This is a genomic window from Nocardia sp. NPDC058114, from assembly GCF_042884695.1.
GTDB lineage: Bacteria > Actinomycetota > Actinomycetes > Mycobacteriales > Mycobacteriaceae > Nocardia.
The window spans coordinates 286,308-306,130 of record NZ_JBHVTK010000002.1 but is presented as its reverse complement, the minus strand read 5'-3'; the positions used below and the strand labels follow the sequence as shown (position 1 = coordinate 306,130).

General features: G+C 67.5%; 20 protein-coding genes and 2 pseudogenes. 9 read left to right on the top strand and 13 right to left on the bottom strand.

Translation table 11 applies throughout. The features are described from left to right. Window positions 1-54 precede the first annotated feature (54 nt). Together ACFVVI_RS09955 and ACFVVI_RS09950 are read left to right on the top strand one after the other, a co-directional pair. Window positions 55-1,239, top strand: coding sequence for an NAD(P)/FAD-dependent oxidoreductase (locus ACFVVI_RS09955; protein WP_387444933.1), 1,185 nt, complete (start codon window positions 55-57; stop codon window positions 1,237-1,239). A gap of 10 nt (window positions 1,240-1,249) precedes the next feature. Continuing rightward, a complete protein-coding gene (locus tag ACFVVI_RS09950; protein WP_378991864.1) occupies window positions 1,250-2,188 on the top strand; it encodes a sigma-70 family RNA polymerase sigma factor in 939 nt (312 codons plus the stop codon). A gap of 10 nt (window positions 2,189-2,198) precedes the next feature. Here ACFVVI_RS09950 and ACFVVI_RS09945 read toward each other — a convergent pair whose 3' ends face one another. The 5 genes from ACFVVI_RS09945 to ACFVVI_RS09925 all read right to left on the bottom strand — a co-directional run bounded on the left by ACFVVI_RS09945 (window position 2,199) and on the right by ACFVVI_RS09925 (window position 8,840). Then, window positions 2,199-2,816 (bottom strand): methyltransferase domain-containing protein, encoded by a 618-nt coding sequence (locus ACFVVI_RS09945; protein WP_387444931.1) that lies wholly within the window; start codon window positions 2,814-2,816, stop codon window positions 2,199-2,201. A gap of 46 nt (window positions 2,817-2,862) precedes the next feature. Continuing rightward, a complete protein-coding gene (locus ACFVVI_RS09940; RefSeq protein ID WP_378991866.1) occupies window positions 2,863-3,939 on the bottom strand; it encodes a metallophosphoesterase in 1,077 nt (358 codons plus the stop codon). A 179-nt stretch (window positions 3,940-4,118) separates the two neighbouring features. Further along, entirely contained in the window at window positions 4,119-4,877 is a 759-nt protein-coding gene (locus ACFVVI_RS09935; RefSeq protein WP_378991867.1) for an HAD family hydrolase, read from the bottom strand. Beyond that, window positions 4,874-7,276, bottom strand: a complete 2,403-nt coding sequence (locus ACFVVI_RS09930; protein ID WP_387445371.1) for a glycoside hydrolase family 65 protein — start codon at window positions 7,274-7,276, stop codon at window positions 4,874-4,876. Before ACFVVI_RS09930 ends, ACFVVI_RS09935 begins: the two co-directional genes overlap by 4 nt. Window positions 7,277-7,361: 85 nt before the next feature. After that, on the bottom strand, window positions 7,362-8,840 hold the full coding sequence (locus ACFVVI_RS09925; RefSeq protein ID WP_387444929.1) for a sugar porter family MFS transporter: 1,479 nt from the start codon (window positions 8,838-8,840) through the stop codon (window positions 7,362-7,364). Between the two features lie 205 nt (window positions 8,841-9,045). Between ACFVVI_RS09925 and ppk2 the strand changes: the two genes are divergently transcribed. Then, entirely contained in the window at window positions 9,046-9,981 is a 936-nt protein-coding gene (gene ppk2 / locus ACFVVI_RS09920) for a polyphosphate kinase 2 (protein ID WP_378629995.1), read from the top strand. Window positions 9,982-9,986: 5 nt separating this feature from the next. Here the strand turns inward: ppk2 and ACFVVI_RS09915 are convergent, their stop codons facing one another. Continuing rightward, the gene (locus ACFVVI_RS09915) at window positions 9,987-10,724 is read right to left on the bottom strand and encodes a hypothetical protein (RefSeq protein WP_378991871.1); all 738 of its coding nucleotides are present in this window, start codon (window positions 10,722-10,724) and stop codon (window positions 9,987-9,989) included. A gap of 177 nt (window positions 10,725-10,901) precedes the next feature. Between ACFVVI_RS09915 and ACFVVI_RS09910 the strand changes: the two are divergent. The 3 genes and pseudogenes from ACFVVI_RS09910 to ACFVVI_RS09900 all read left to right on the top strand — a co-directional run. Beyond that, window positions 10,902-11,054: pseudogene (locus ACFVVI_RS09910) on the top strand (NAD-dependent deacetylase); the annotation flags it as partial. Window positions 11,055-11,063: 9 nt separating this feature from the next. After that, window positions 11,064-11,720, top strand: coding sequence for a CPBP family intramembrane glutamic endopeptidase (locus tag ACFVVI_RS09905; RefSeq protein ID WP_378991872.1), 657 nt, complete (start codon window positions 11,064-11,066; stop codon window positions 11,718-11,720). Window positions 11,721-11,823: 103 nt separating this feature from the next. Beyond that, window positions 11,824-12,927, top strand: coding sequence for a glycosyltransferase (locus ACFVVI_RS09900; RefSeq protein ID WP_387444926.1), 1,104 nt, complete (start codon window positions 11,824-11,826; stop codon window positions 12,925-12,927). Window position 12,928: 1 nt separating this feature from the next. Here the strand turns inward: ACFVVI_RS09900 and ACFVVI_RS09895 are convergent, their stop codons facing one another. Then, window positions 12,929-13,627 carry a GNAT family N-acetyltransferase gene (locus ACFVVI_RS09895; RefSeq protein ID WP_378991874.1) on the bottom strand — a complete coding sequence of 233 codons (699 nt, stop codon included), beginning with the start codon at window positions 13,625-13,627 and terminating at the stop codon, window positions 12,929-12,931. 124 nt (window positions 13,628-13,751) lie between these two features. Continuing rightward, window positions 13,752-14,651 (bottom strand): NAD(P)/FAD-dependent oxidoreductase, encoded by a 900-nt coding sequence (locus ACFVVI_RS09890; protein WP_387445369.1) that lies wholly within the window; start codon window positions 14,649-14,651, stop codon window positions 13,752-13,754. A gap of 110 nt (window positions 14,652-14,761) precedes the next feature. Between ACFVVI_RS09890 and ACFVVI_RS09885 the strand changes: the two genes are divergently transcribed. From ACFVVI_RS09885 to ACFVVI_RS09875, 3 genes and pseudogenes are all read left to right on the top strand, one after another. After that, complete coding sequence (locus tag ACFVVI_RS09885) at window positions 14,762-15,259, top strand: MarR family winged helix-turn-helix transcriptional regulator (protein ID WP_387444923.1); 498 nt, start codon at window positions 14,762-14,764, stop codon at window positions 15,257-15,259. A gap of 409 nt (window positions 15,260-15,668) precedes the next feature. After that, window positions 15,669-16,460: pseudogene (gene proC, locus ACFVVI_RS09880) on the top strand (pyrroline-5-carboxylate reductase); the annotation flags it as partial. Between the two features lie 150 nt (window positions 16,461-16,610). Further along, window positions 16,611-16,994 carry a hypothetical protein gene (locus ACFVVI_RS09875; protein ID WP_378991877.1) on the top strand — a complete coding sequence of 128 codons (384 nt, stop codon included), beginning with the start codon at window positions 16,611-16,613 and terminating at the stop codon, window positions 16,992-16,994. On the opposite strand, the gene ACFVVI_RS09870 is transcribed toward ACFVVI_RS09875, so the two are convergent. The 5 genes from ACFVVI_RS09870 to ACFVVI_RS09850 form a co-directional block, all read right to left on the bottom strand. After that, the gene (locus ACFVVI_RS09870; RefSeq protein WP_387444921.1) at window positions 16,974-17,195 is read right to left on the bottom strand and encodes a hypothetical protein; all 222 of its coding nucleotides are present in this window, start codon (window positions 17,193-17,195) and stop codon (window positions 16,974-16,976) included. The genes ACFVVI_RS09875 and ACFVVI_RS09870 overlap by 21 nt on opposite strands. A gap of 56 nt (window positions 17,196-17,251) precedes the next feature. Next, on the bottom strand, window positions 17,252-18,490 hold the full coding sequence (locus ACFVVI_RS09865; RefSeq protein WP_387444920.1) for an MFS transporter: 1,239 nt from the start codon (window positions 18,488-18,490) through the stop codon (window positions 17,252-17,254). A 94-nt stretch (window positions 18,491-18,584) separates the two neighbouring features. Continuing rightward, window positions 18,585-18,872 carry a hypothetical protein gene (locus tag ACFVVI_RS09860; protein WP_378990031.1) on the bottom strand — a complete coding sequence of 96 codons (288 nt, stop codon included), beginning with the start codon at window positions 18,870-18,872 and terminating at the stop codon, window positions 18,585-18,587. A 24-nt stretch (window positions 18,873-18,896) separates the two neighbouring features. Then, window positions 18,897-19,199, bottom strand: a complete 303-nt coding sequence (locus ACFVVI_RS09855; protein WP_378990032.1) for a hypothetical protein — start codon at window positions 19,197-19,199, stop codon at window positions 18,897-18,899. Between the two features lie 52 nt (window positions 19,200-19,251). Beyond that, window positions 19,252-19,812 carry a DUF4334 domain-containing protein gene (locus tag ACFVVI_RS09850; RefSeq protein WP_387444917.1) on the bottom strand — a complete coding sequence of 187 codons (561 nt, stop codon included), beginning with the start codon at window positions 19,810-19,812 and terminating at the stop codon, window positions 19,252-19,254. Window positions 19,813-19,823 lie beyond the last annotated feature (11 nt).

Genomic DNA, 19,823 nt, shown 5'->3' with positions numbered 1-19,823 from the left:
GGGTTTCGGCGGCCGTCTCGTTCAGAAGGCACGCGAACCAGACAGGAGCCAATCATGAAGCACCGCATCGTCGTCCTCGGGGCCGGATACGCCGGGGCCTTCTCCGCCGGGGTACTGGCCCGCCGACTCCATTCCGACGACTTCGAGATCACCGTCGTCAACGCTGAACCCGATTTCGCCGAGCGGCTGCGCAATCATCAACTCGCCGCCGGGCAGAATCTGCGCCGCCTGCCGCTGACGCAGGTGTTCGCGGGCACCGGCATCCGGCTGCGGGTAGCGCGGGTGAGCGGCGTCGATGTCGACCACCGGACGATCACCATTGCCGACGGCGACGACATCGACAGGCTCGAATACGACACTCTGCTCTACTCGCTGGGCAGTACCGCCGCCGTCCACGGCATCGCCGGGGCCGCCGAGCACGCCTACCACGTGGCATCCCGCCCAGCCGCGCTGCGCCTGCGCGCCCGGTTGGCCGACCTGGGCACGAACGAGAAGGTCCTGGTGGTCGGCGGCAACCTGACCGCGATCGAGGCCGCCACCGAGATCGCCGAATCCCATCCAGGGCTCCAGGTCGGCCTGGCCACGCGCGGTGAACTCGGCGGGTGGCTGGGTGGCAAGGCCCGCCGCCACCTGTTCGACGCCGTCGACCGGCTCGGGATCACGGTCCACGAGAACACCACCATCACCCGGGTCGACGCGGCGGGCGCGGTTGCCGCCGACGGCACCGCTTTCCCCGCGCAGGCGACGGTGTGGGCAGCCGGGTTCGCGGTGCATCCGATCGCCGCGACCAGCGGTCTCGCGGTGGAACCCAACGGGCAGATCACCGTCGACCGGCAGATGCGGTCGGTCTCGCACCCCGACGTCTACGTCGCCGGTGACAGCGCGTCCGTCATCGGCGACAACGGTTTGCCGTTGCCGATGTCGTGCGCGTCCGCCGGATTCACCAGCATGCAGGCCACGGCCACGATCGTCGGAGACCGGACCGGGCGCAAGATCTCGACGACCTCACTGTCGTATGTGGGCAACCACATCAGCCTCGGCCGCAAGGACGGGATCTTCCAGGTGGTCGACGGTGACGCGCGATCGAAGTCGTGGGCCCTGCGCGGGCGAACGGCCGCCCGCGTCAAAGCGGTGATCCTCGGGGTCAACCCCTGGAGCCTGAGCCACCCCACCTTCGGCATGCCCAGCCGCCGGTACCGCGCGGTCGCCGATCGACCCCACGCCGTGGTCGCGACCTAGAGTCGTGCTCATGGACACTGCCACCGTGGCGCGTTTCGAGGCCAGCCGCCACCGGCTGGCCTCGATCGCCTACCGTCTGCTCGGCTCGGCCGCCGACGCCGAGGACACGGTCCAGGACGCGTTCCTGCGGTGGCAGGCCGCCGACCGCGACTATGTCGAGGTGCCGGAGGCGTGGCTGACCAAGATCGTCACCAACCTGGCGCTGGACCGGCTCCGCTCGGCGAAGGCGCGCCACGAGCGCGCGGTCGGCGCCTGGATGCCCGAACCGCTGCTCGACGGCGACCCGATGCTCGGGCCCGCCGACACCGTCGAGCAGCGCGAATCGGTGACCCTGGCAGTGCTGACGCTCATGGAACGGTTGTCGCCGACCGAACGCGCCGTGTACGTGCTGCACGAGGCCTTCGCGTACCGGCATGCCGAGATCGCCGGCATCCTCGACATCACCGTGTCGGCGAGTCAGCAACACCTGCACCGTGCGCGAGGGCGGATCACCGCCGCGCGCACCACCATCGACATCGACCACGGCGCCGCCCGCCGGGTCGTCCAGGCGTTCATCGAGGCCGCCACCTCGGGTCGCACCGACCGGCTGGTCGCGCTGCTGACCGACGACGCGACCGGCATCTCCGACGGCGTCGGCGGCTCGGCCGCGAAGCTCATCCGCTACGCGAGCCCGCAACGCCTGGCCACCGCGGTGCGGGCCGGTTTCACACCGAGCCCGGCCAAACGACGCCTCGCCGGTGGCTCGCCGTCGATCTACGCGGTTGTGGCCAACGGCTGTCCGGCCGTGCTCGTCACGCTCGGCGATCGAGTCCTCGGCGTCGCGATCCTGGAGATGCGTGCGGACAAGATCGCCGGCATGCGCAGCATCGCCGCACCGCAGAGGCTGGGACGTCTCACCGCCGAATGGCAGCGGTGCGAGCATGACGCTCCGCTGGTCCGATCGTGGTGATCAGCTGTTTTCAGGAAGTACGCGCGACGCCGAGGGACAACGCCGCCCACGCTTTCGGGGCGCCCGGCTGATAGAACCGGTCGAGTTCGGTGATCTCGAAACCCGCTTCGGTGATCAGTCCCGCGATGTCGCGCGAGAGGTGACACCCGCCGGCGATCTTCTGCTGGATCGGGTCGAGGCGATGCTGCCAGAGCTGCACCGATTCTTCGGGCGCGAGTCCGTGTTCGACGAAGTGCAAGGTGCCGCCGGGGCGCAGGACCCGGCCGATCTCGGCGAGTGCCGCCGCGATGTCGGGGATGGTGCACAAAGTAAACGTCGACAGGGCGGTGTCGAAGGTGGCGTCGGGAAACGGCAGCGACTGGCCGTCCAGGCCCGCGCGTTCGATCGGGGTCGAGCTGCCCGCGACACGTTTCGCGGCGATCTTCCACGCGGTATCGGCGGGTTCGACCCCGCTGACCCGCTCGACCGCGGCCGGATAGAACCCGATGTTGTTGCCCGACCCGAACCCGACTTCGAGCACCTCGCCGTGTAACCCGGCGCAGGTTCGCTCGCGCAGCGGCCCGTTCTGGGCGACGCCGCAGACTTTGTCGGTGAGGTGCGGGAGGATCCGGTCGGTGTAGAAGCCCATCCACCGATCATCCTCCCGCCACCGCGTTTTCTGCACCCGGTCGCGCTCAGCCCAGTCGCCGGTCGAAGACCTCGGTGCTCGCGCCCGAGGCCGGGTCGACGGTGAGCACCGTCAGGTTCACCGAGTCGGCGGTGAGGTCCAAGACCATGAACCCCAGTTCGTGCTGGGTTTCGAACAGCGCGCTGTGCGCACCGCTCGTCAGCCGCGGCTGACCGCCCGCGGTCTTGCCCGCCGCGCCCGACACGATCTGGCGGGTGCCCTTGGTCGCCGGTGTGGGTTCGAGCACCTGCAGGGTGTGGTCGTGGCCCGACAGCAGAAACGACACCTTGCCCAGCACGTGGTCTTCGAAGAAGCGCTTGGCGTGCACGCCGTTGATCGGTTCGACCGGCAGGCCCTCGTAGTTGCCCGCGTCGCCGTGTGGGCCGTTGCTGATGTAGGCCTGATGGGTGCAGGCGATCTTCCACGGCGCGGTGGACTCGGCGAGCGCGCTGTCGAGCCAGGCACGCTGTTCGTTCATGTACGGCCCGTCGACGGCCCAGTAGGGGTCGAGGAACGGCGGGATGTAGGCCGCGAGGGGGTTGATGTCGAGCACGAAGAACTCCACGACCGGGTTCTGTTCGGGCACGCGCACCGAGTAATAGCGGCTCGGCATCCACCAGCGCTGTGACTTCGCGTGGTAGGCCACCTCGAAGTTGCCGCGTGCCAGCCAGCCGCCGTCGCCGGGGAACACCGAGCTGGTGTCGTGGTTGCCGAGCACCATCGCCCACGGAATGTCCAGTCCCGCATTGGGATTCTCGAATTTGGTGGCGAACTGTTCGTCGTCGGGCCCGTTGGGTCCGGTGTCGTAGATGTTGTCGCCCAGACCCACCGCGAGCGAGAACGGCCGGCGTGCGTGGAATGCGCGTGCCGCGTCGGCTACCGCCCACTGGGTGCGGGTGCCGGTGCCCGCGTCGCCGGTGACCAGCACCCGCACGTTACGCCCGGCCTGCGGGGTGAACTTGGGCACTTCGGCAGGCACCGCCGCGGCGGGCGTGAGCCCCACCAGCGACAGGCCCGCGACGACACCGGCGGCGCCAGCCAGAACTTCACGACGGCCGATTCCGGACGAGAACTGATCGTGCATGGTCACCTTCTGGGTAATGGCTCTATTGGACAACTGACCTGATCGAAGCACACTGACATGATCGTGACGCCGCCGCAGCCTAATGGGCGCGGCCCACGGATCGTCGGTCGGTCACGCGCATGTCGGCGAGCGTGAATACTTGCTCGACCCGGAAGCTCGTTCAGTTCAAGTCGAGTAACTCAGATCTCCCCCGACACGGCAGACCTGCGCCGATCCCGTTGGTCTTCGAGCAGATCCGCCAAATCGCTGACGACGACGTCGGCACCGGCGGCCCACAAGGCCGAGGCGCCGGTCCCCCGGTCGACCCCGATCACCCGGAATCCGCCCCGGCGCCCCGCCTCGACCCCCGACACCGCGTCCTCGATCACCACCGTGCGCACCGGATCCACGCCCAGACCCCGCGCGGCCGTGAGGAACATGTCGGGCGCCGGTTTGCTCGCGAGGCGCTCGTCGTGGGCGACCACGCCGTCGATCACTATCGCGAACCTGCCCAGCAGGCCGACGGTGTCCAGCACGAGCACCGCATTGCGCGAGCTCGACACCACCGCCATCGGGACACCGGCGGCGGCGAGCGCGTCGACCAGGCGCAACGACCCGTCGAACACCTCGACACCGTCACCACGGATGATCTCGGTGAAACGGACGTTCTTGCGGTTGCCCAACCCGTGCACCGTCTGCGCGCCGGGTGGATCGTCCAGCTCGCCGTCGGGCACGCGCACGCCGCGCGAGGCGAGCACCGACCGCACGCCCGCCGCGCGCGCTTTGCCGTCCACCAGCGCGAAGTAGTCGGCATCGGTGTAAGGGGCGGCGTCCGGCGCGATGGCGGGCAGGAACTCGGTGAACAGCGCCGACCACGCCCGCCGATGCACCGCCGCGGTGTCGGTGAGGACGCCGTCGAGATCGAACAGCACCGCCTGCGCGTCGAAGACGCCGGTCATGGCGCCCCGACCTCGACCACGACACCGGGTTCGAGTGTCACCGGCCGACCCCACACCGTGATCTCCACCGATGGCCCCGCACCGACCAGCTCGAAGCGCGCGTCCCGGTGCCCGAGATCGGCCCGCACCGACCGACCCCGCCAGTGCACCGCGTACCGTAACCGTTGCCAGGACGCCGGAAGCGCGGGTGCGAAACGCAATCCGTCGGCGTCGGCGCGCAATCCGCCGAAGCCGTGCGTTGCGACCTGCCAGGTGCCCGCCGCCGACGCGATGTGGATTCCCTCTTCGGTATTGCCCTGGTTGTCGTCGAGATCGACGAACGCCGACCGCTCGAAATACCGTTCCGCCGTGCGGCAATCGCCCACCTGCAACCCCACGATCGCATGGATCGACGGGCTGAGCGACGACTTGTGCATCGTGCGCTGCTCATAGAACTCGTAGTTCAGCCGCCGGGTGGCCGGGGAGTATTCGTCGGGCAGCATGTGCAGCAGCATCACCACATCGGGCTGTTTGAGCAGCGAGGTGGTCTCGCAGTCGAAAGGGCTGTAGCCGACCGGAAGTCGCGGCATGCCGTTGTCGTCCCAGTCGACGATGGGCACCACCGTGCGATCGAAATAGCCGTCGAATTGTTCGATGACACCGCAGTCGGGATCGGTCGGCGCCCGCAGCCGGTCCGCGGTGGCGAGCCACCGGTCTGGTTCATCCGCCTCCAGCCCGATCGAGGCCATGAGCTCGTGCACCCGCTGGGGCCGTTCCCGCGACATCCGTTCGTACACCGCCGCCGCCTGCTGAAGATGCCAGTGCACCAGCCTGTTCGTGAACGCGTTGTTGTCGACGTGGGAGTGGAACTCGTCCGGTCCCATCACCGTCCGGATGGCGAGCCGATCGCCGTCCTCGACGCACCGCTGCACCCAGAATCGAGCGGTGTCGAACAGGATCTCCGAGCCTTGCCCGAACAGGTAGTCGTCATCGCCGGTGACGGCGGCGTAGCGCATGATCGCGTAGGCGATATCGGCGGTGATGTGCAGTTCTTCTTCGCGGGTGTAGAAACGGTCCTTCCCGTCCGGGGTGTATTGCGGACACTCCTCGCGGCCGGTATCGGCCGATTCCCACGGATAGCGCGCGCCGCCGGTTCCGTTGTCGGCGGCGACTTCCCGTGCGCCGGGCAGGGTGTGGTGGCGGTAGCCCAGCAGCGCGCGGGCGGCGCGCGGCCGGGTGAACAGGAAGAACGGCAGCAGCATCACCTCCGTATCCCAGAAGACATGCCCGCGATAGCCCTCGCCGGACAGCGCTTTCGCGCCGATGCTCACGGTCGGATCGTCGGGGTCCGCGGCGATGAGCAGGTGATAGATCGCGAACCGCAGCGCCTGGGTCACCCGATCGTCGCCGACCACTTCGCAATCGGCGGCGGCCCACATCCCCTCCCACGCCGCCCGGTTGGCCGCCGCGGCGGTGTCGAACGAGTCTGCGCGCGCGACGGTGTCGAGTGCGCGCGCCCGAGGTGGGCGCATCGCTCGGTAGTCGCGACTGGTAGCGATACCGACGAGCTTGTCCACCCGCACGGTTTCGTCTGCGCCCACGTCGAAATGCCACTGCACCTCGATGCCGTCGTGGCGGACCCGTTGGTGACGCTGCCCGCTGTCGGCCGAGCAGGTGAAGGCATAGGCCAGGTCGACCCCGCTGTCGATGGTGCGGCTTTCGATGACGCCGACCTCACCGTCGAATCCCGCACCGACCGACACCAGGTGCGTGGACTTGGCCCACTTGTCCCACTTGCGTTCGTAGCCGAATGCCGTCTGTTCGTGGTAGGTCGGCAACCGTTCGAGATTGCGCCGGTTCGCGTCGATACCGGTCCGCACCGTGACCGCCCCCGCGTAATCCAGGCACGTCACTTCGATCCGCAGACAGCACAGATCTCGGTCGGCGGAACTGGCGAACCGCTCGGTCCGCAGCCTGGCCCGCGCGCCGCTGGGCAGCCGGAACACGGTGTCGCGGTGCAGGACTCCGCTGCGCAGATCCAGTGCACGATGATGCTCGACCACCTGCGCGGACTCGGTGTCCAGGCGCAGACCGTCGACGAAGACCTCGCTGTCGAGCCAGTCCGGCGCGTTCACCAGATCGATGACCGGGGAGTCGTAGGCGTCGTAGACACCGGCGATGAATGTGCCCGGCAACGCCCCTGTGTGCCGTTCCTCGAGCGAGCCACGGGTTCCCAGGCGCCCGTTGCCGATGGTGAACATCGTCTCGAAGTAGTTGGCGCGCTGCGGGTTCCAGGCGTCCTCGACCACCGTCCACGAGGTGGTCTCGCTCGTGTGGGTCCGGGCGTTGCCCGTCTCACCGCCGCGGACCGCGCGCGATGCCCGGTTCGTCTGCGCTGGGTAGCCGTAGGCCGAATGCATCACGCAGCCTTCCTCGTCGAAGGGTGATCGATGACCGCACTGCGATGGTGACGACGTGGTCGAGCCGGTGGCGCTTGGGGCGGGGTCAGGTGCTGGCGATGGGCCGTTCGTAGCCGGCGGCCTCGTCCATGTCCTCGAGCGACATCCCCTTGGTCTCGGGTACGAACTTGGCGACGAAGCCCAGCGACAGCAGCGCGAACACCGCGTACATTCCGTAGGCGAAGCCGAGCGAGAAGGTCTTCAGGCTGGGGAACGAGACGGTGATCGCCCAGTTCGCCGCCCACTGGCCGGCCGCCGCGAGCGACAGCGCGGCGCCACGGATCCGGTTGGGGAACATCTCCCCGAGCAGCACCCACACCACCGGGCCCCAGCTCATGCCGAAGAACACGACGAACAGGTTGGCCGCGACCAGCGCGATCGGACCGAGCGCACCGGTCAGGTGTGGCTCCATGACGCCTTCGGCGTCGGGCAGCTGGTCGGCGCCGCCGAAGCAGATAGCCATCGTGGCCAGGGTGACGGTCATTCCGATCGAGCCGGTCAGCAGCAACGGTTTGCGGCCCACCTTGTCGATGAGCATGATCGCGACGATCGTGGTGGCGATGTTGACCACCGAGGTGAACACGCTGATCTGGAACGACTGGGATTCCTCGAAGCCGACGGCCTCCCACAGCACATTCGAGTAGTAGAAGATCACGTTGATGCCCACCGCCTGCTGGAACACCGACAGCATCAGCCCCACCCACACGACGGGATAGAGCCCGCCCGCCGGTCGGCGCAGGTCCTTCCAGGACGGCTTGGTATCGCTGCGCAGGCTCTCCTCGATCCGGCCGATGGTGAGCTCGAGGTTCTTCTCACCGAACAGCATCGACAGCACGCGCCGGGCCTCGGGGATCTTGTGGGTGGCGACCAGGTAGCGCGGCGACTCCGGGATCGTGGAGGCCAAGACGCCGTAGACCACGGCGGGTACCACCATGGACAAGAACATCCAGCGCCAGGCTTCGAGCCCGAACCACAGGATCTCGCTCGCGCCACCGGCGAGGTGGGCGAGCACGTAGTCCACCAGCAGGGCCAGGAAGATGCCGAGCACGATGGCCAGCTGTTGCAGTGATCCGAGCCTGCCGCGGATCCGCGCGGGCGAGGTCTCGGCGATGTAGGCGGGGGCGATGACCGAGGCCACACCGACACCGAGACCACCGATCACCCGGCCGACGACCAGGATCCACACATCGGGCGCGAAAGCGGTGACCACCGCGCTGATGAAGAACAGGACCGCGGCGATCTTCATTACCTTGAGCCTGCCGATGCGGTCGGCGATCCGGCCCGCGGTCATGGCGCCCGCGGCGGCGCCGAGCAGCGCCGCGGCCACAGCGAAGCCGAGAACGGCGTCGGCGACATCGAACTCGGATTGGATCGCCGAGACGGCCCCGTTGATCACGGCACTGTCGAAGCCGAACAACAATCCGCCCAACGCCGCGACCGACGCGATCCGGATCACGCGGCTGCCCGAGGCCGGCTCGCCGTCGGGAAGAGCGGACTGGTCGGTGAAGGAGCCTCCATCATGCATCGGCGTCGTCCTCTCCACGGCGGGCAGCATTGCCTCGCGAGTAGCGGCGTGAATCAGATCACAGTCTGCCCCGAACGGGGTGCCATCTGCACGAATTCACGATAGCGAGCCCACATCGCCGTGTTGCCGGGTTGGCGCGGCGGCTTCGCTGCGCTGGGCACCGCGCGTTCATCTTCGCGACACGCACACCATTTAGCGTCACGGGATGACCGATGTCGAGATTCGTCCGATCCCCCGTGATGTCAGCGAGATCGCCGATCTCGCGACCGTCGTGAACCTGGCCGACACCACCGGATTCACCGTCGACGACAGCGACGACGACGATCCGATCCTGCTCACCGAACCCGGCGGCCTGGTCGTCGACACCTGGCGCGAGGGCTACCCCTACGACGAGCGCCTCTCGCGCCTGCAATACGACCTCGACAAGCGGTTACTGCAGATCGAGCTACTGAAACTGCAGAACTGGGTCAAGGCGACCGGGCGCCGCGTCGTCATCGTGTTCGAAGGGCGCGACGCCGCGGGCAAGGGCGGCACCATCAAACGCTTCATGGAGCACCTGAATCCGCGCGGGGCCCGGGTCGTGGCACTGGAGAAGCCCTCCGCGCGCGAATCCACCCAGTGGTATTTCCAGCGCTACGTCGAGCACCTGCCCGCCGCGGGCGAGATCGTGCTGTTCGACCGCTCCTGGTACAACCGCGCCGGTGTCGAACGGGTGATGGGTTTCTGCACGCCCGAACAGCATCGACGGTTCCTGTCGCAGGTGCCGCTGTTCGAACGGATGCTCGTCGACGACGGTATCGACCTGGTCAAGTTCTGGTTCTCGGTCTCGCCGCTGGAGCAGCGCACCCGTTTCGCCATCCGCCAGGTCGACCCGGTGCGGCACTGGAAGCTCTCGCCGATGGACCTGGCCTCGCTCGACAAATGGGACGACTACACCGCGGCCAAGGAGGAGAACTTCGAGCACACCGACACCGATCACGCACCGTGGATCGTGGTCAAGAGCAACGACAAGAAGCGCGCCAGGCTCAACGCGATGCGGCACGTGTTGAGCGGGTTCGATTACGGCAACAAGGATGTCGAGATCGTCGGCACCGCCGACCCACTGATCGTGGGCCGCGGGCGCGACGTGATCGGGTCCTGAACGTTCTAGCGCGTCAAGGCGACTCGGTGCGCGTCGAGCATCAGGGTGGCGAGCTCGTCGCGCTCGGTGTCGTCGAGGACATCGAAGCAGGGTGCGATCAGTTCGTCGGTCAGCTTCTCCGCCGCGTCCCAGCGCACCCGCACATCGTCGGTGACCGTCTCGAACGGTTCGGTCCAGCCGAGAAATTTCGCGTGACCGGGTCCGTCGAGGATCGGGGAGCCCGCGACCAGGATCGCTTGCAGCGGGGTGAGTCCGTTGGCCAGCACCGCGACCAGGTGCAGTCCGCCGCGGAGCTCGCGCAGCACATGGGTCAGTTGCAGCACCGCGGCCCGCCCGTCCTCGGGCACCGGCATGGCCCGCCAACCGGCGAACAGGGGCAAGCCGGTCGAGGGTGCGGCATCGACCACGCGGCGCAGCAGCTGTGCGAGCCGGTCGGCCTGCTCGAACGCGGCCAGTTTGCGTTGCCCGAAATCGCGACACGCGAGCATGTATTCCACCGCGGCGCCTGCGGCGGGCATCGGCACCGATTCCCATGCGGCGCGCACGCATCCGGGTTCGAAGAAGCCGAAGGCGGCGGTCACCACGTCGGCGTCGACGTCACCGAGCACCCCGCCACGGCCTCGCGTGTAGGCGCCGTGGAACCCGGCCACCCCGGTCGTCTCCCCGAACGCCCTGGCCTCGCGCGAGATCATGAACGCCCCACCGAGTTCGAGTACCTGCCGTTTGACCGTTGCCGACGTCATTCGTCTGCCACCTTCCACTGTTGTCCACTCCAGGCAGACTTTAGCGTTGCATAGTCAGATGCGATAGCCCTTCGCGAGGACAACGACCGAAATCCGTCGACCGCACTGCTCGACCGGACCTAGGCTGGATGGCCATGACCACCCAGCTCGTGGCGATCTTGTCCGGGCGCCGGTGTCTCCACCGACAGCGGAATCCCGGACTATCGCGGCCCTGCGGGCCTGTGGCAGGGCGATCCCGACGCCCAGAAACTGGTCACCTACGACTACTACATCGCCCTGCCCGCCCTGCTGGCGACGTTGGCCGCGACGAAGGCCGAGCACAGCGGCTAATCTCGGCAGATGACCGTCGACACCGGCCGCACCAGCCGGAAGACCTGGCTCACAGTCGAATTCGTCGCCCTCTTCTTCGGCCTGACCGGTTTGTTCGCGGTGTTGCTGCGCGGTGTGAGCCCGCTGCCTTTCCTTGTGGCGATCACCGTCGGCATCGTGATCTACCTGCGCCGCACCGGTTTCGACCGTGGCAGCTTCTGGCGGGCCGACGCACTGCGCCCCGCCCTGCCCGGCATCCTCGCGCTCTGGGCGATCTCGGCCCTGACCCTCGCCGCCGCGGTGGCGGTGTTCCGGCCCGATTCGCTGTTCGATCTACCGCGCGAACGTCCCCTGATCTGGGTCCTGGTCCTCGTGTTCTATCCGCTGGTCAGCGTCTATCCGCAGGAACTGCTGTTCCGCGCCTTCCTGTTTCACCGCTACGCGCCGATCTTCGGCGACGGTCCGCGCATGATCGCCGCCAGCGCCGTCGCATTCGGTTTCGCCCACTTCATCGTCGGCAACCCGATCTCGGTGCTTTTGAGCGCGGCGGCCGGTGTTCTCTTCGCGGCCCGGTATCGGCGGACCCGCTCGCTGCTCACCACTTCGGTGGAGCACGCCCTCTATGGCATCCTCGTCTTCACCGTCGGCCTCGGCGACTTGTTCTATCACGGGGCAGCGGCCGCGTAACTCTCTCGATGCGGGGCCGAGGTGAACTATCGTCGGCGTTGAGTCGTAGTGCCGGATGGTGGGGGTCGAGACTGCGGCCGCCCGAGGCGATGGCGGGGACCTGATGCGAGTGCTGTTCGTGGCGATGCCGCTGATCGGGCATCTGTTCCCGATGATGCCGCTGGTCGACACTCTGCGCGAGCGCGGGCACGACGTCATGGTGGCTACCGGCGGGGACGCGGCCGCGGTGGTGCGGGCGCGATTGCCGGTGGCCGATGTCGCCCCGCCGATCAACTATCTGCGTGCCGCGGTGCGCGGGCTGGGCCGACATCCGGTGCTGGCGGCCCGGTCGGGGAAGGGGATGGCGGACGCACGCGGCGGCGCCCACGTCTTCGCGGTCACCAATCGGCCGATGGTCGAGCCGCTGCTGCGTGCCGCTACCGAGTTCGCGCCGGAGGTGATCGTGCACGAGCCGTTCGCGGCGGCCGCGGCGATGGTGGCCGACCGGCTCGGCGTACCCACGATCCTGCACAACATCGCCCTCGACAACGGCACGGTGATCCGCCGTGAACTGCTGCGTCTGCTCACCGACGCCGGACTGCCCGCTCCGGCGAGCACCCTGTCCATTGCCCCGCCCAGCATCGTCCGGGTCGAGGGGCGGCCGTTGCGCTACACCCCGTACTCCGCCCCGGGCGCGGACACACCCGCGTTCCTGCGCGAACCGTCCACACGCCCACGCATTCTCGTCACCCGCTCGACCATGCTCGGCGACGGTCCGGACACGATGCTGCGGGCGATCGTGCGCGCCGCACCGTATGTCGATGCCGATATCGTCATCGTGCGACCCGATCGAAAGACACTGCGCAACAACGCACTTCCCGCGAACATCCGCACGACCGGGTGGATCGGCCTGCACGAAGCTCTGCCCCACTGCACTGCCATGGTCAATCACGGGGGAGCCGGTTCGGTCTATGCCGCCCTCCACGCCGGCGTCCCTCAGATCGCCACCCCCGCACCGGGCGACCGAGCGTGGAACGCGAGCTCGGTGCAGCGACGCGGCGCCGGACTGTCGGTGCCTGCCCGTTCGATCACCGCCGCCCACCTCAACGCCCTGGTCTCTGATCCCGACCTGAGGACGAACGCACGTGCGGTCGCCGCCGAGATCGCCGCGATGCCCGGTGTCAGCGACATCGCCGACGAGGTGACCCGATCGGCCGCCACCCGATGACCTAGGGCGCTTGCACCAGTGTCAGCGTCGACTTCTTGCGCACGGTGAAGCCCAGCGTCTCGTACAAACTGATCGCCGTCGTGTTGTGTGCGACCGCGTGCAGAAACGGTGTCTCACCCCGCGCGCGGATTCCGGCCCCGACCGCCCGAATCAACCGCGAGGCGATCCCCCGGCCCCGAAATTCGACATCGGTGCACACCGCGCTGATCTCGGTCCACCCCGGAGGATGCAGCCGCTCCCCCGCCATCGCCACCAACCGACCCTCGACCCGCAGTCCGAGATAGGTGCCCATTTCGATGGTCCGCGGCGCGTACGGGCCGGGTTCGGTTCGGGCGATCAGCTCCAAGATCTCGGGAACATCAGCGGCAGTGAGTCTTTCGAGCTCAGGATCGAGGGCAACCCGCAATCCCGCGCCGTCCATCTGCACGGTGTCGAACTCGGCGAGCACCGCCCACTCCGCCGGCACCACATGACCGATCCCGCGGATTCCAGCACTGCCGCCCGACCCGAGCACAGCGCCCAGATCAGCCCAATCCTGCTCGTCGAGCACCGCCGGATGCCCGACGAATCGCGCGACTTCCGGCTCATAGCGCCCGATCCGCCCCGTCCACCGCGCGAAACGACTGTGCTCGCCCCGCAACGAAGCCCGCACCGGATCATCGAGCGGATGCACCGCGATATCGACGTCGACGGTCAACACACTCTCCTCACCAGGCAACCCGACCGCCGAAACGTTAGCCGAGCACACAACCGCCGGTCACCGTTTGCGCTCACCACGATTCCGACCCTCGGCCTAGAGCGCATCCCGCAACGAGCGGACCGAGTCAATGCCCGGCGAGCGAAAGCTGGATATCCAGTTCCAGTAGATAGTGATTCACCGCCACAGCGGCTCTGGATCCCGCAGCCGCGGCGTGGACGAGTTGCGCAGGCGAATCGGCGACATTGCCCGCGGCCCAGATACCAGCGACGCTGGTGCGCCCCGTGGCATCGACGGCGACCCAGCCATCGTCGCCGACCGCGCATCGCAGCCGAGTGAGCAGCTCATCACGGGGAGTGAAACGCGGCCCGACAAAGACCGCCGTCCGCGTAATGAGCTGTCCCGATGCGAGTTCCACGCCGTGGAGGCGACCGTCGTGCGCAACAACTCGGTTCACCTCGCCTTCGACAACGTGAACCTTGCGCGTGGACAAACGGCGGCGCTCATCCGCCGACAACACGATCTCTTGTGGGAAGAAGAGGACGTCGTCGGACCACTGACGCACCAGCGACGCCTGGTGCACGGAAAATGCCCTGTTCGCACCACCCAGAACCGCCAGCGGCGCGTCCCGCACCTCGTATCCGTGACAGTACGGACAGTGGAGAACCCCCTTTCCCCACTGCTCTCGAACTCCGGGGGTCGCCGGCAGTTCATCGCGCAGCCCTGTCGCCACAACCACAGCCCGCGCCGCAACGACGGCCCCGGTTTCGGTCACCACCGAGAAATGTCCGTCGACCGCGGCGATGTCCACGACTCGGCCCGCCAGCACCTGTGCGCCGTAGCGGCGCACCTCCGCGCCGCCTGTCGCCAGCAACTGCTCGGGCGCGACTCCGTCCTGTGTCAAGAAGCCATGCGTCGTCTCGGCAGCCATGTTTCGAGGTTCACCGGAGTCGATGAGCACTACCTGACGACACGATCGAGCCAAAACCAGCGCGGCACTCAGACCGGCCGCGCCCCCACCGACCACCACGACATCGTGAACCACAATTCCCCCTCGACCACGCCGCACGACCTTGTCACCGTCCGGGTACGCTCCGAACGTACCGAATTGTTCACTAGTTAACAAAAGGAGAGGTGATGGCCGAAAAGTCGCTCCGAGAACGGACATCCGATCTCTGGCGTGTCCGAAACCCCGACCTCGACACCTCCGCCATGGTGGTGGTCGGCCAGATCAAACGCATTTCCGCCCTGCTCGACCGCGCCGTGGAGGACATCTACGCCCAGGCCCACATCACCCCGGCAGAGGTGGGCCTACTTGTACCCCTCCGGTACGCCGACCCACCCCTCACCGCGATCCGACTGGCCGAACATCTCGGCATGTCCAGGGCAGGCGTCGGAAAAACACTCACCAAACTCGAACGGCGAGGACTGATCACCCGCACCCAGAACCCGACCGATCGACGATCGACCCTGATCCGCCTCACCCCGGCAGGAATTGGCCTGATCGACGAGGTCTTCCCCCGCGAACTCGAAGCCCACGCACAGCTACTCACCGACCTGGACCAACAACGTGCCGCAGTACTACAGGGCTTGGACCACCTCGCCCAGAGTCTCGAAGCTCGAAGCTACCGTTGAGACCGCGCCCGAACAGCACTCGGACTGACGCCGTTGTGTATTTCGATCAGAGGCACCGTCACCGATCACAGCCCGCTCGTTCAACACCGCGAACATCCGCTCGTACAGGGCGATCTCACGCGGCTGCTTCACCGACAGCTCGGCGGTGACCGTCTCGACCTGAACGAAGATCGCGAACCAGTTCGTCGCTGGACTCTCATACGGCGCGTTCATCGGTACCACACCAGCATGAGACATGGCAGAGACATCAACGTCAGCAACCGATCCAACTGCCCCAACATCACCTCGGCCTGATCTCGGGAGAACCCGAAAACCATCAGCGGTCAGTCGCGTCGGTCCGAGAGGGCGGCGCGACGGGTGTTCGGTGGGCGGATCGTGTCCGGGAACTTGTCCGCTAACCTTGCGTTTTGTGTCGAGGATTGCGGTGATCGGTGGTGGCCGGATCGGGGAGGCGTTGATCGCTGGGCTTCTCGAATCCGGGTGGGCGAGCGAGGATCTGGTGGTTGTGGGGCGGGTGTTGGCGCGGATCGAGCGGTTCGGCATCCGGGCGATGACCAGCCTCGCGGATGCGACCGAGGATGCGGATCTGATGGTGATCGCGGTGAAACCGCGCGATGTGGACGGCGTGCTCGCCGCACTGGCCGAGTCGATGGTTGGCCGGGCGCGCGATCAGGTGCTGGTGTCGCTGGCCGCGGGTGTATCGACGGCACGGATGGAAGCTGAGCTGCCCGCCGGTTTCCCGGTGGTGCGGGTCATGTCGAACACCCCGATGCTGGTCGGCCAGGGCATGAGCGCCATCGCGGCGGGCCGTCACTGTAGCGAGGAGCAGTTGCGGCTGGTCGCTGAGGTGATGGAGGCGGTCGGCAAGGTGGTGACCGTCGCCGAGTCGCAGATGGACGCGGTGACCGCGGTGTCGGGTTCGGGGCCCGCGTATTTCTTTCTGGTGATCGAGGCCATGATCGACGCCTCGGTGCAGCTGGGTCTGTCCCGGGAGGTAGCCACCCAGTTGGTGCAGCAGACCATGCTCGGTTCGGCCGCGTTGTTGACCGAGTCGGGCCGGCCTTGCGTGGAGTTGCGCGCTGCCGTCACCTCACCCGAGGGAACGACCGCAGGGGCGATGCGAGAACTCGAGCGGGGTGGTGTGCGTTCGGCTTTCGGCGAGGCATTGATCGCGGCAGAACGCCGTTCGGCCGAACTGGGCGCGATGTCGAACCAGCCTCGCTCTATTCCAGGCCGGCTGTCCGAATCCCTGCCTCCCCCAGCGATTTCCGGCCGTCGACCGCTGTTTGAGCCGTCGAAAGGCGGGCATTCGCACTGAGCAAGGACAAACCTCTACCGGAGGGACAGCGTCGTGTTCACACATCTACGAGGGGCCGTGTTGATCGGGCTGCTGGTTGTCGCCGGCTGCGCTACCAGCACCGAGGCACCTGATCCCGGTCTGCCGCCGTCGGCCGAGGGCGCGCCGGAAATCTCCGATGAGGCGGCCGCGCACCTGTGCGAGATGATGGCCCCGGATCTCGATAATTGGCGTGCGCAGGGAGTCACTGTGGCGCGCGTGTCGTTCAACGCCACAGTGCAGAACTGGGCGGTGCGCAGCGGCGGCATCAATGTGGCGGTGGCTCGCAACCGCGAGGTGATCGATGCCGTCACCCAGCAGCACTGCGCTGATGTGCGCCAGCAGGCCATGCAGGCCCTGGATGTGCCGGATCTGGCCTCAGCGCTCGCCGGAGTCTGAGACGCCTGCGTCGGAAACCACGGCGGGCGCGGTGTCCTCGCCACCACGACGCCGGTCACGCAACACCAGCACGCCTGCCGCGACCGCCCAGATCACCGCGAACGCGACCGCGCGCATCAGGCTCCAGTTGACCATCAGCATCACGAGCGCGACACCACCGAACAGTGTCAACAGCCGGGCGGTACTCGTCTGACCTTTCATCGCCAGATCATCGCACGGCACCGGCCTCCTGCCAGGACGAACTGTCACCACAACGCTCAGGTCTCGACCCGCACGACCTCGTCGCGAACCGCAGGCCGACGAGTGGCCCACGCCAATGCGGGCACGATCAGCAACGCGATCCCCGCACCGAGGAACGCCAGACCCGGATAGTCGGCGAATGCCACGACGACCCCGGATCCCAGCCCGCCCCCAGCGCCCGCGACCGCGATGCCCACATCGACGGTGCCCTGCGTCCGAGCCCGGGTGGCGACCGGCGTCGCATCCGCGATCATCGTCGTCCCCGCGACCAGTCCCAGATTCCAGCCCACCCCGAGCAGTCCGAGCGCCACCGCCAGCGCCGCGACCGAACTCGGCGGTGCGAGCGCAGCCGCCGTGGCAGCCGCGACCAAGGTGGCCGCGGCCGCCACGGCGACCAGCCCCGGCCCGAACCGATCCACGAGCATCCCCGACAGCAACGACGGCAGATACATCCCCGCGACGTGCACCGCGATCACGAATCCGGCCGCGCCCACCCCGTGCCCGTGATGCTGCATATGGACCGGCGTCATCGTCATGACCGCGGCCATCACCAACTGCGTCACCACCATCACCGTCGTCCCGGCCACGATCGGCGCCGACCACCGTGTCGGAGCTTGCGTCACGACCACCTCGCCGGGCGGTTCGGCAATCGCGCGGGCAAGCACAAGCGGGTCCGGCCGCAACATCACCCACAGCACAACGGCCGCCAGCACATACGCCACCCCGGACAGCACGAACGGGCCGGACAGCGCCGGAATGCCCCAGCTCACAGCCATATTCGACATCGGCGTCGTCAGATTCGGCCCGACAACCGCACCGACCGTCGTCGCCACCAGCACCGTGCTGATCGCGCGTGCCCGATGCGCGGGCTGCGCCAGATCGGCGCCGGCGTATCGCGCTTGCAGACTCGTCGCGGTCCCCGCCCCGTACACGATCAGCGACACGAACAGCAGCGCCAAGCTCCCGGTCACCGCGGCCGCCACCACCCCGAAACTCCCCAGCGCACCGGTCAGATAGCCCAGGGTGAGGCCTGCCCGTCGACCCGCCCGCTGCGAAATCCGACCCACTCCGACCGCCGCCGCGGCCGACCCGACCGTGAACATCGCCGCGGGCAAACCCGCCAGCCCGGTCGATCCGAGCATGTCCTGCGCCAGCAACGCGCCGACGGTGATGCCGGCGGCAAGCCCCGCGCCACTGAAAATCTGCGCCGCGACCAACACGGCCAGCGTGCGCCGTTGCGCGGGATGCTCGCTCATGGCGTCATCATCGCGGCAGAGATGGACGCTGGTCCAGTCGTTAGGCGCAGAAAGGTCCAGTGACGACGAACCGGCCTCGTCGAGCGGCGTGAAGCTAGCGCAAGTACGGGCCCAGCTTGATATTCACCTCGGACCCGGCATCCTCGATCGAGGTGATCGGCCACACCCGACCGGGCTGCACCGTGCCCGCGGCCGTGGCATAACCGACCACGTCGAGTGCCGCGACCCCGTCATCGTCCTGCAGAATGCCGGCTTCGGTGCGCACCCCATCGGAGAACACCACATCGAACTCGTCGGCCATACGATCGGCGCGCACCACCACACCGGGGAACAGATGCGAATAGTCGACGATGATCCGTCCCGGCTCAGCGCGTTCGTTCATCGACGTCCTTTCCGAGTTCTGACCTCAGTGACCACACGGATCGGTGAGGTGCAACCCCTCGCTGACCTTGATCCGGCGATGCTCGGCGAGCACGATCCCGACCCCGAACAGCAGACACACACCGCTGAGGATTCCGGCGATCACCGCCCATCCGACGAACCCGGAACCGGCGGCCGTCAAGGTGGCCGCGAGCATCACGATGCCGACTCCGACGAGGAACAGCCCCGGCCAATTGAGCGAGTCCTGAATCGACTCACCCGCGTGTGAGCGCGTCGTGCGCTCGGTGTCGGGAAACTTGTGTTGATGGGGATCGATGTAGTCAGTCATGGCACGGCCTCCTTCCGACGAGAGCTCTCCGTTTTCGGCGCGTACCCCCGATTCAATCTGGCAAACGGGCAGAATCACTCGAGTTTTCCCGGACGAGCACGAAGAAATAAGGCTCGGGGAAATTGCGGTAGTCCATCAGGCCCAGCACGGTGTCGTCGTCGATCCGGCGGAACACATCGATGATCGGCAGATGGTCGTAGACCATCGCCGTGGTGACCACCCCGCGGTGCTCGACCGCCCGCAACCGAGCCCGATAACCACGGGCGCGCAACGCAGGTTTCAGCACCCCGAGCAGCCCCCGACCCCGGTCCACGACCTTGCTCGGCACCTTCCCGACCAGGCCCAATGGCACCCGTTGCGGATCGACGGCGAAAATATCGCCCGCCGGACCGCGAAACAGCAGCGGATGCACACTCTCGAGACCGTCGAACTGCTTGCCATACCACCCCGACGCGACGAGCAAGCCGTCCATCGGGTGCCCGGTGCCCAGCTCGCGACCACTCCATCGGCCGCTGAGCTGAGTCGCCGGCACCGGCGCGAGACTGTCGAACAGGTCCAGCGCGTCCAGTCGGGAACAGGCGGGTTCGAGCGCGGTAAGTCGGTCGATCGTCATGAAGATCCTCT

Excerpts from the sequence above, each read along its gene's own strand:
- ACFVVI_RS09915 (WP_378991871.1), bottom strand. The coding sequence starts at position 10,724 with ATGACGTCGGCAACGGTCAAACGGCAGGTACTCGAACTCGGTGGGGCG.
- ACFVVI_RS09925 (WP_387444929.1), bottom strand. The coding sequence starts at position 8,840 with ATGCATGATGGAGGCTCCTTCACCGACCAGTCCGCTCTTCCCGACGGC.
- ACFVVI_RS09855 (WP_378990032.1), bottom strand. The coding sequence starts at position 19,199 with ATGACTGACTACATCGATCCCCATCAACACAAGTTTCCCGACACCGAG.
- ACFVVI_RS09940 (WP_378991866.1), bottom strand. The coding sequence starts at position 3,939 with ATGCACGATCAGTTCTCGTCCGGAATCGGCCGTCGTGAAGTTCTGGCT.
- ACFVVI_RS09905 (WP_378991872.1), top strand. The coding sequence starts at position 11,064 with ATGACCGTCGACACCGGCCGCACCAGCCGGAAGACCTGGCTCACAGTC.
- ACFVVI_RS09900 (WP_387444926.1), top strand. The coding sequence starts at position 11,824 with ATGCGAGTGCTGTTCGTGGCGATGCCGCTGATCGGGCATCTGTTCCCG.
- ACFVVI_RS09945 (WP_387444931.1), bottom strand. The coding sequence starts at position 2,816 with ATGGGCTTCTACACCGACCGGATCCTCCCGCACCTCACCGACAAAGTC.
- ACFVVI_RS09930 (WP_387445371.1), bottom strand. The coding sequence starts at position 7,276 with ATGCATTCGGCCTACGGCTACCCAGCGCAGACGAACCGGGCATCGCGC.
- ACFVVI_RS09885 (WP_387444923.1), top strand. The coding sequence starts at position 14,762 with ATGGCCGAAAAGTCGCTCCGAGAACGGACATCCGATCTCTGGCGTGTC.
- ACFVVI_RS09860 (WP_378990031.1), bottom strand. The coding sequence starts at position 18,872 with ATGAACGAACGCGCTGAGCCGGGACGGATCATCGTCGACTATTCGCAT.
- ACFVVI_RS09950 (WP_378991864.1), top strand. The coding sequence starts at position 1,250 with ATGGACACTGCCACCGTGGCGCGTTTCGAGGCCAGCCGCCACCGGCTG.
- ACFVVI_RS09865 (WP_387444920.1), bottom strand. The coding sequence starts at position 18,490 with ATGAGCGAGCATCCCGCGCAACGGCGCACGCTGGCCGTGTTGGTCGCG.
- ACFVVI_RS09935 (WP_378991867.1), bottom strand. The coding sequence starts at position 4,877 with ATGACCGGCGTCTTCGACGCGCAGGCGGTGCTGTTCGATCTCGACGGC.
- ACFVVI_RS09870 (WP_387444921.1), bottom strand. The coding sequence starts at position 17,195 with ATGAAAGGTCAGACGAGTACCGCCCGGCTGTTGACACTGTTCGGTGGT.
- ppk2 (WP_378629995.1), top strand. The coding sequence starts at position 9,046 with ATGACCGATGTCGAGATTCGTCCGATCCCCCGTGATGTCAGCGAGATC.
- ACFVVI_RS09955 (WP_387444933.1), top strand. The coding sequence starts at position 55 with ATGAAGCACCGCATCGTCGTCCTCGGGGCCGGATACGCCGGGGCCTTC.
- ACFVVI_RS09850 (WP_387444917.1), bottom strand. The coding sequence starts at position 19,812 with ATGACGATCGACCGACTTACCGCGCTCGAACCCGCCTGTTCCCGACTG.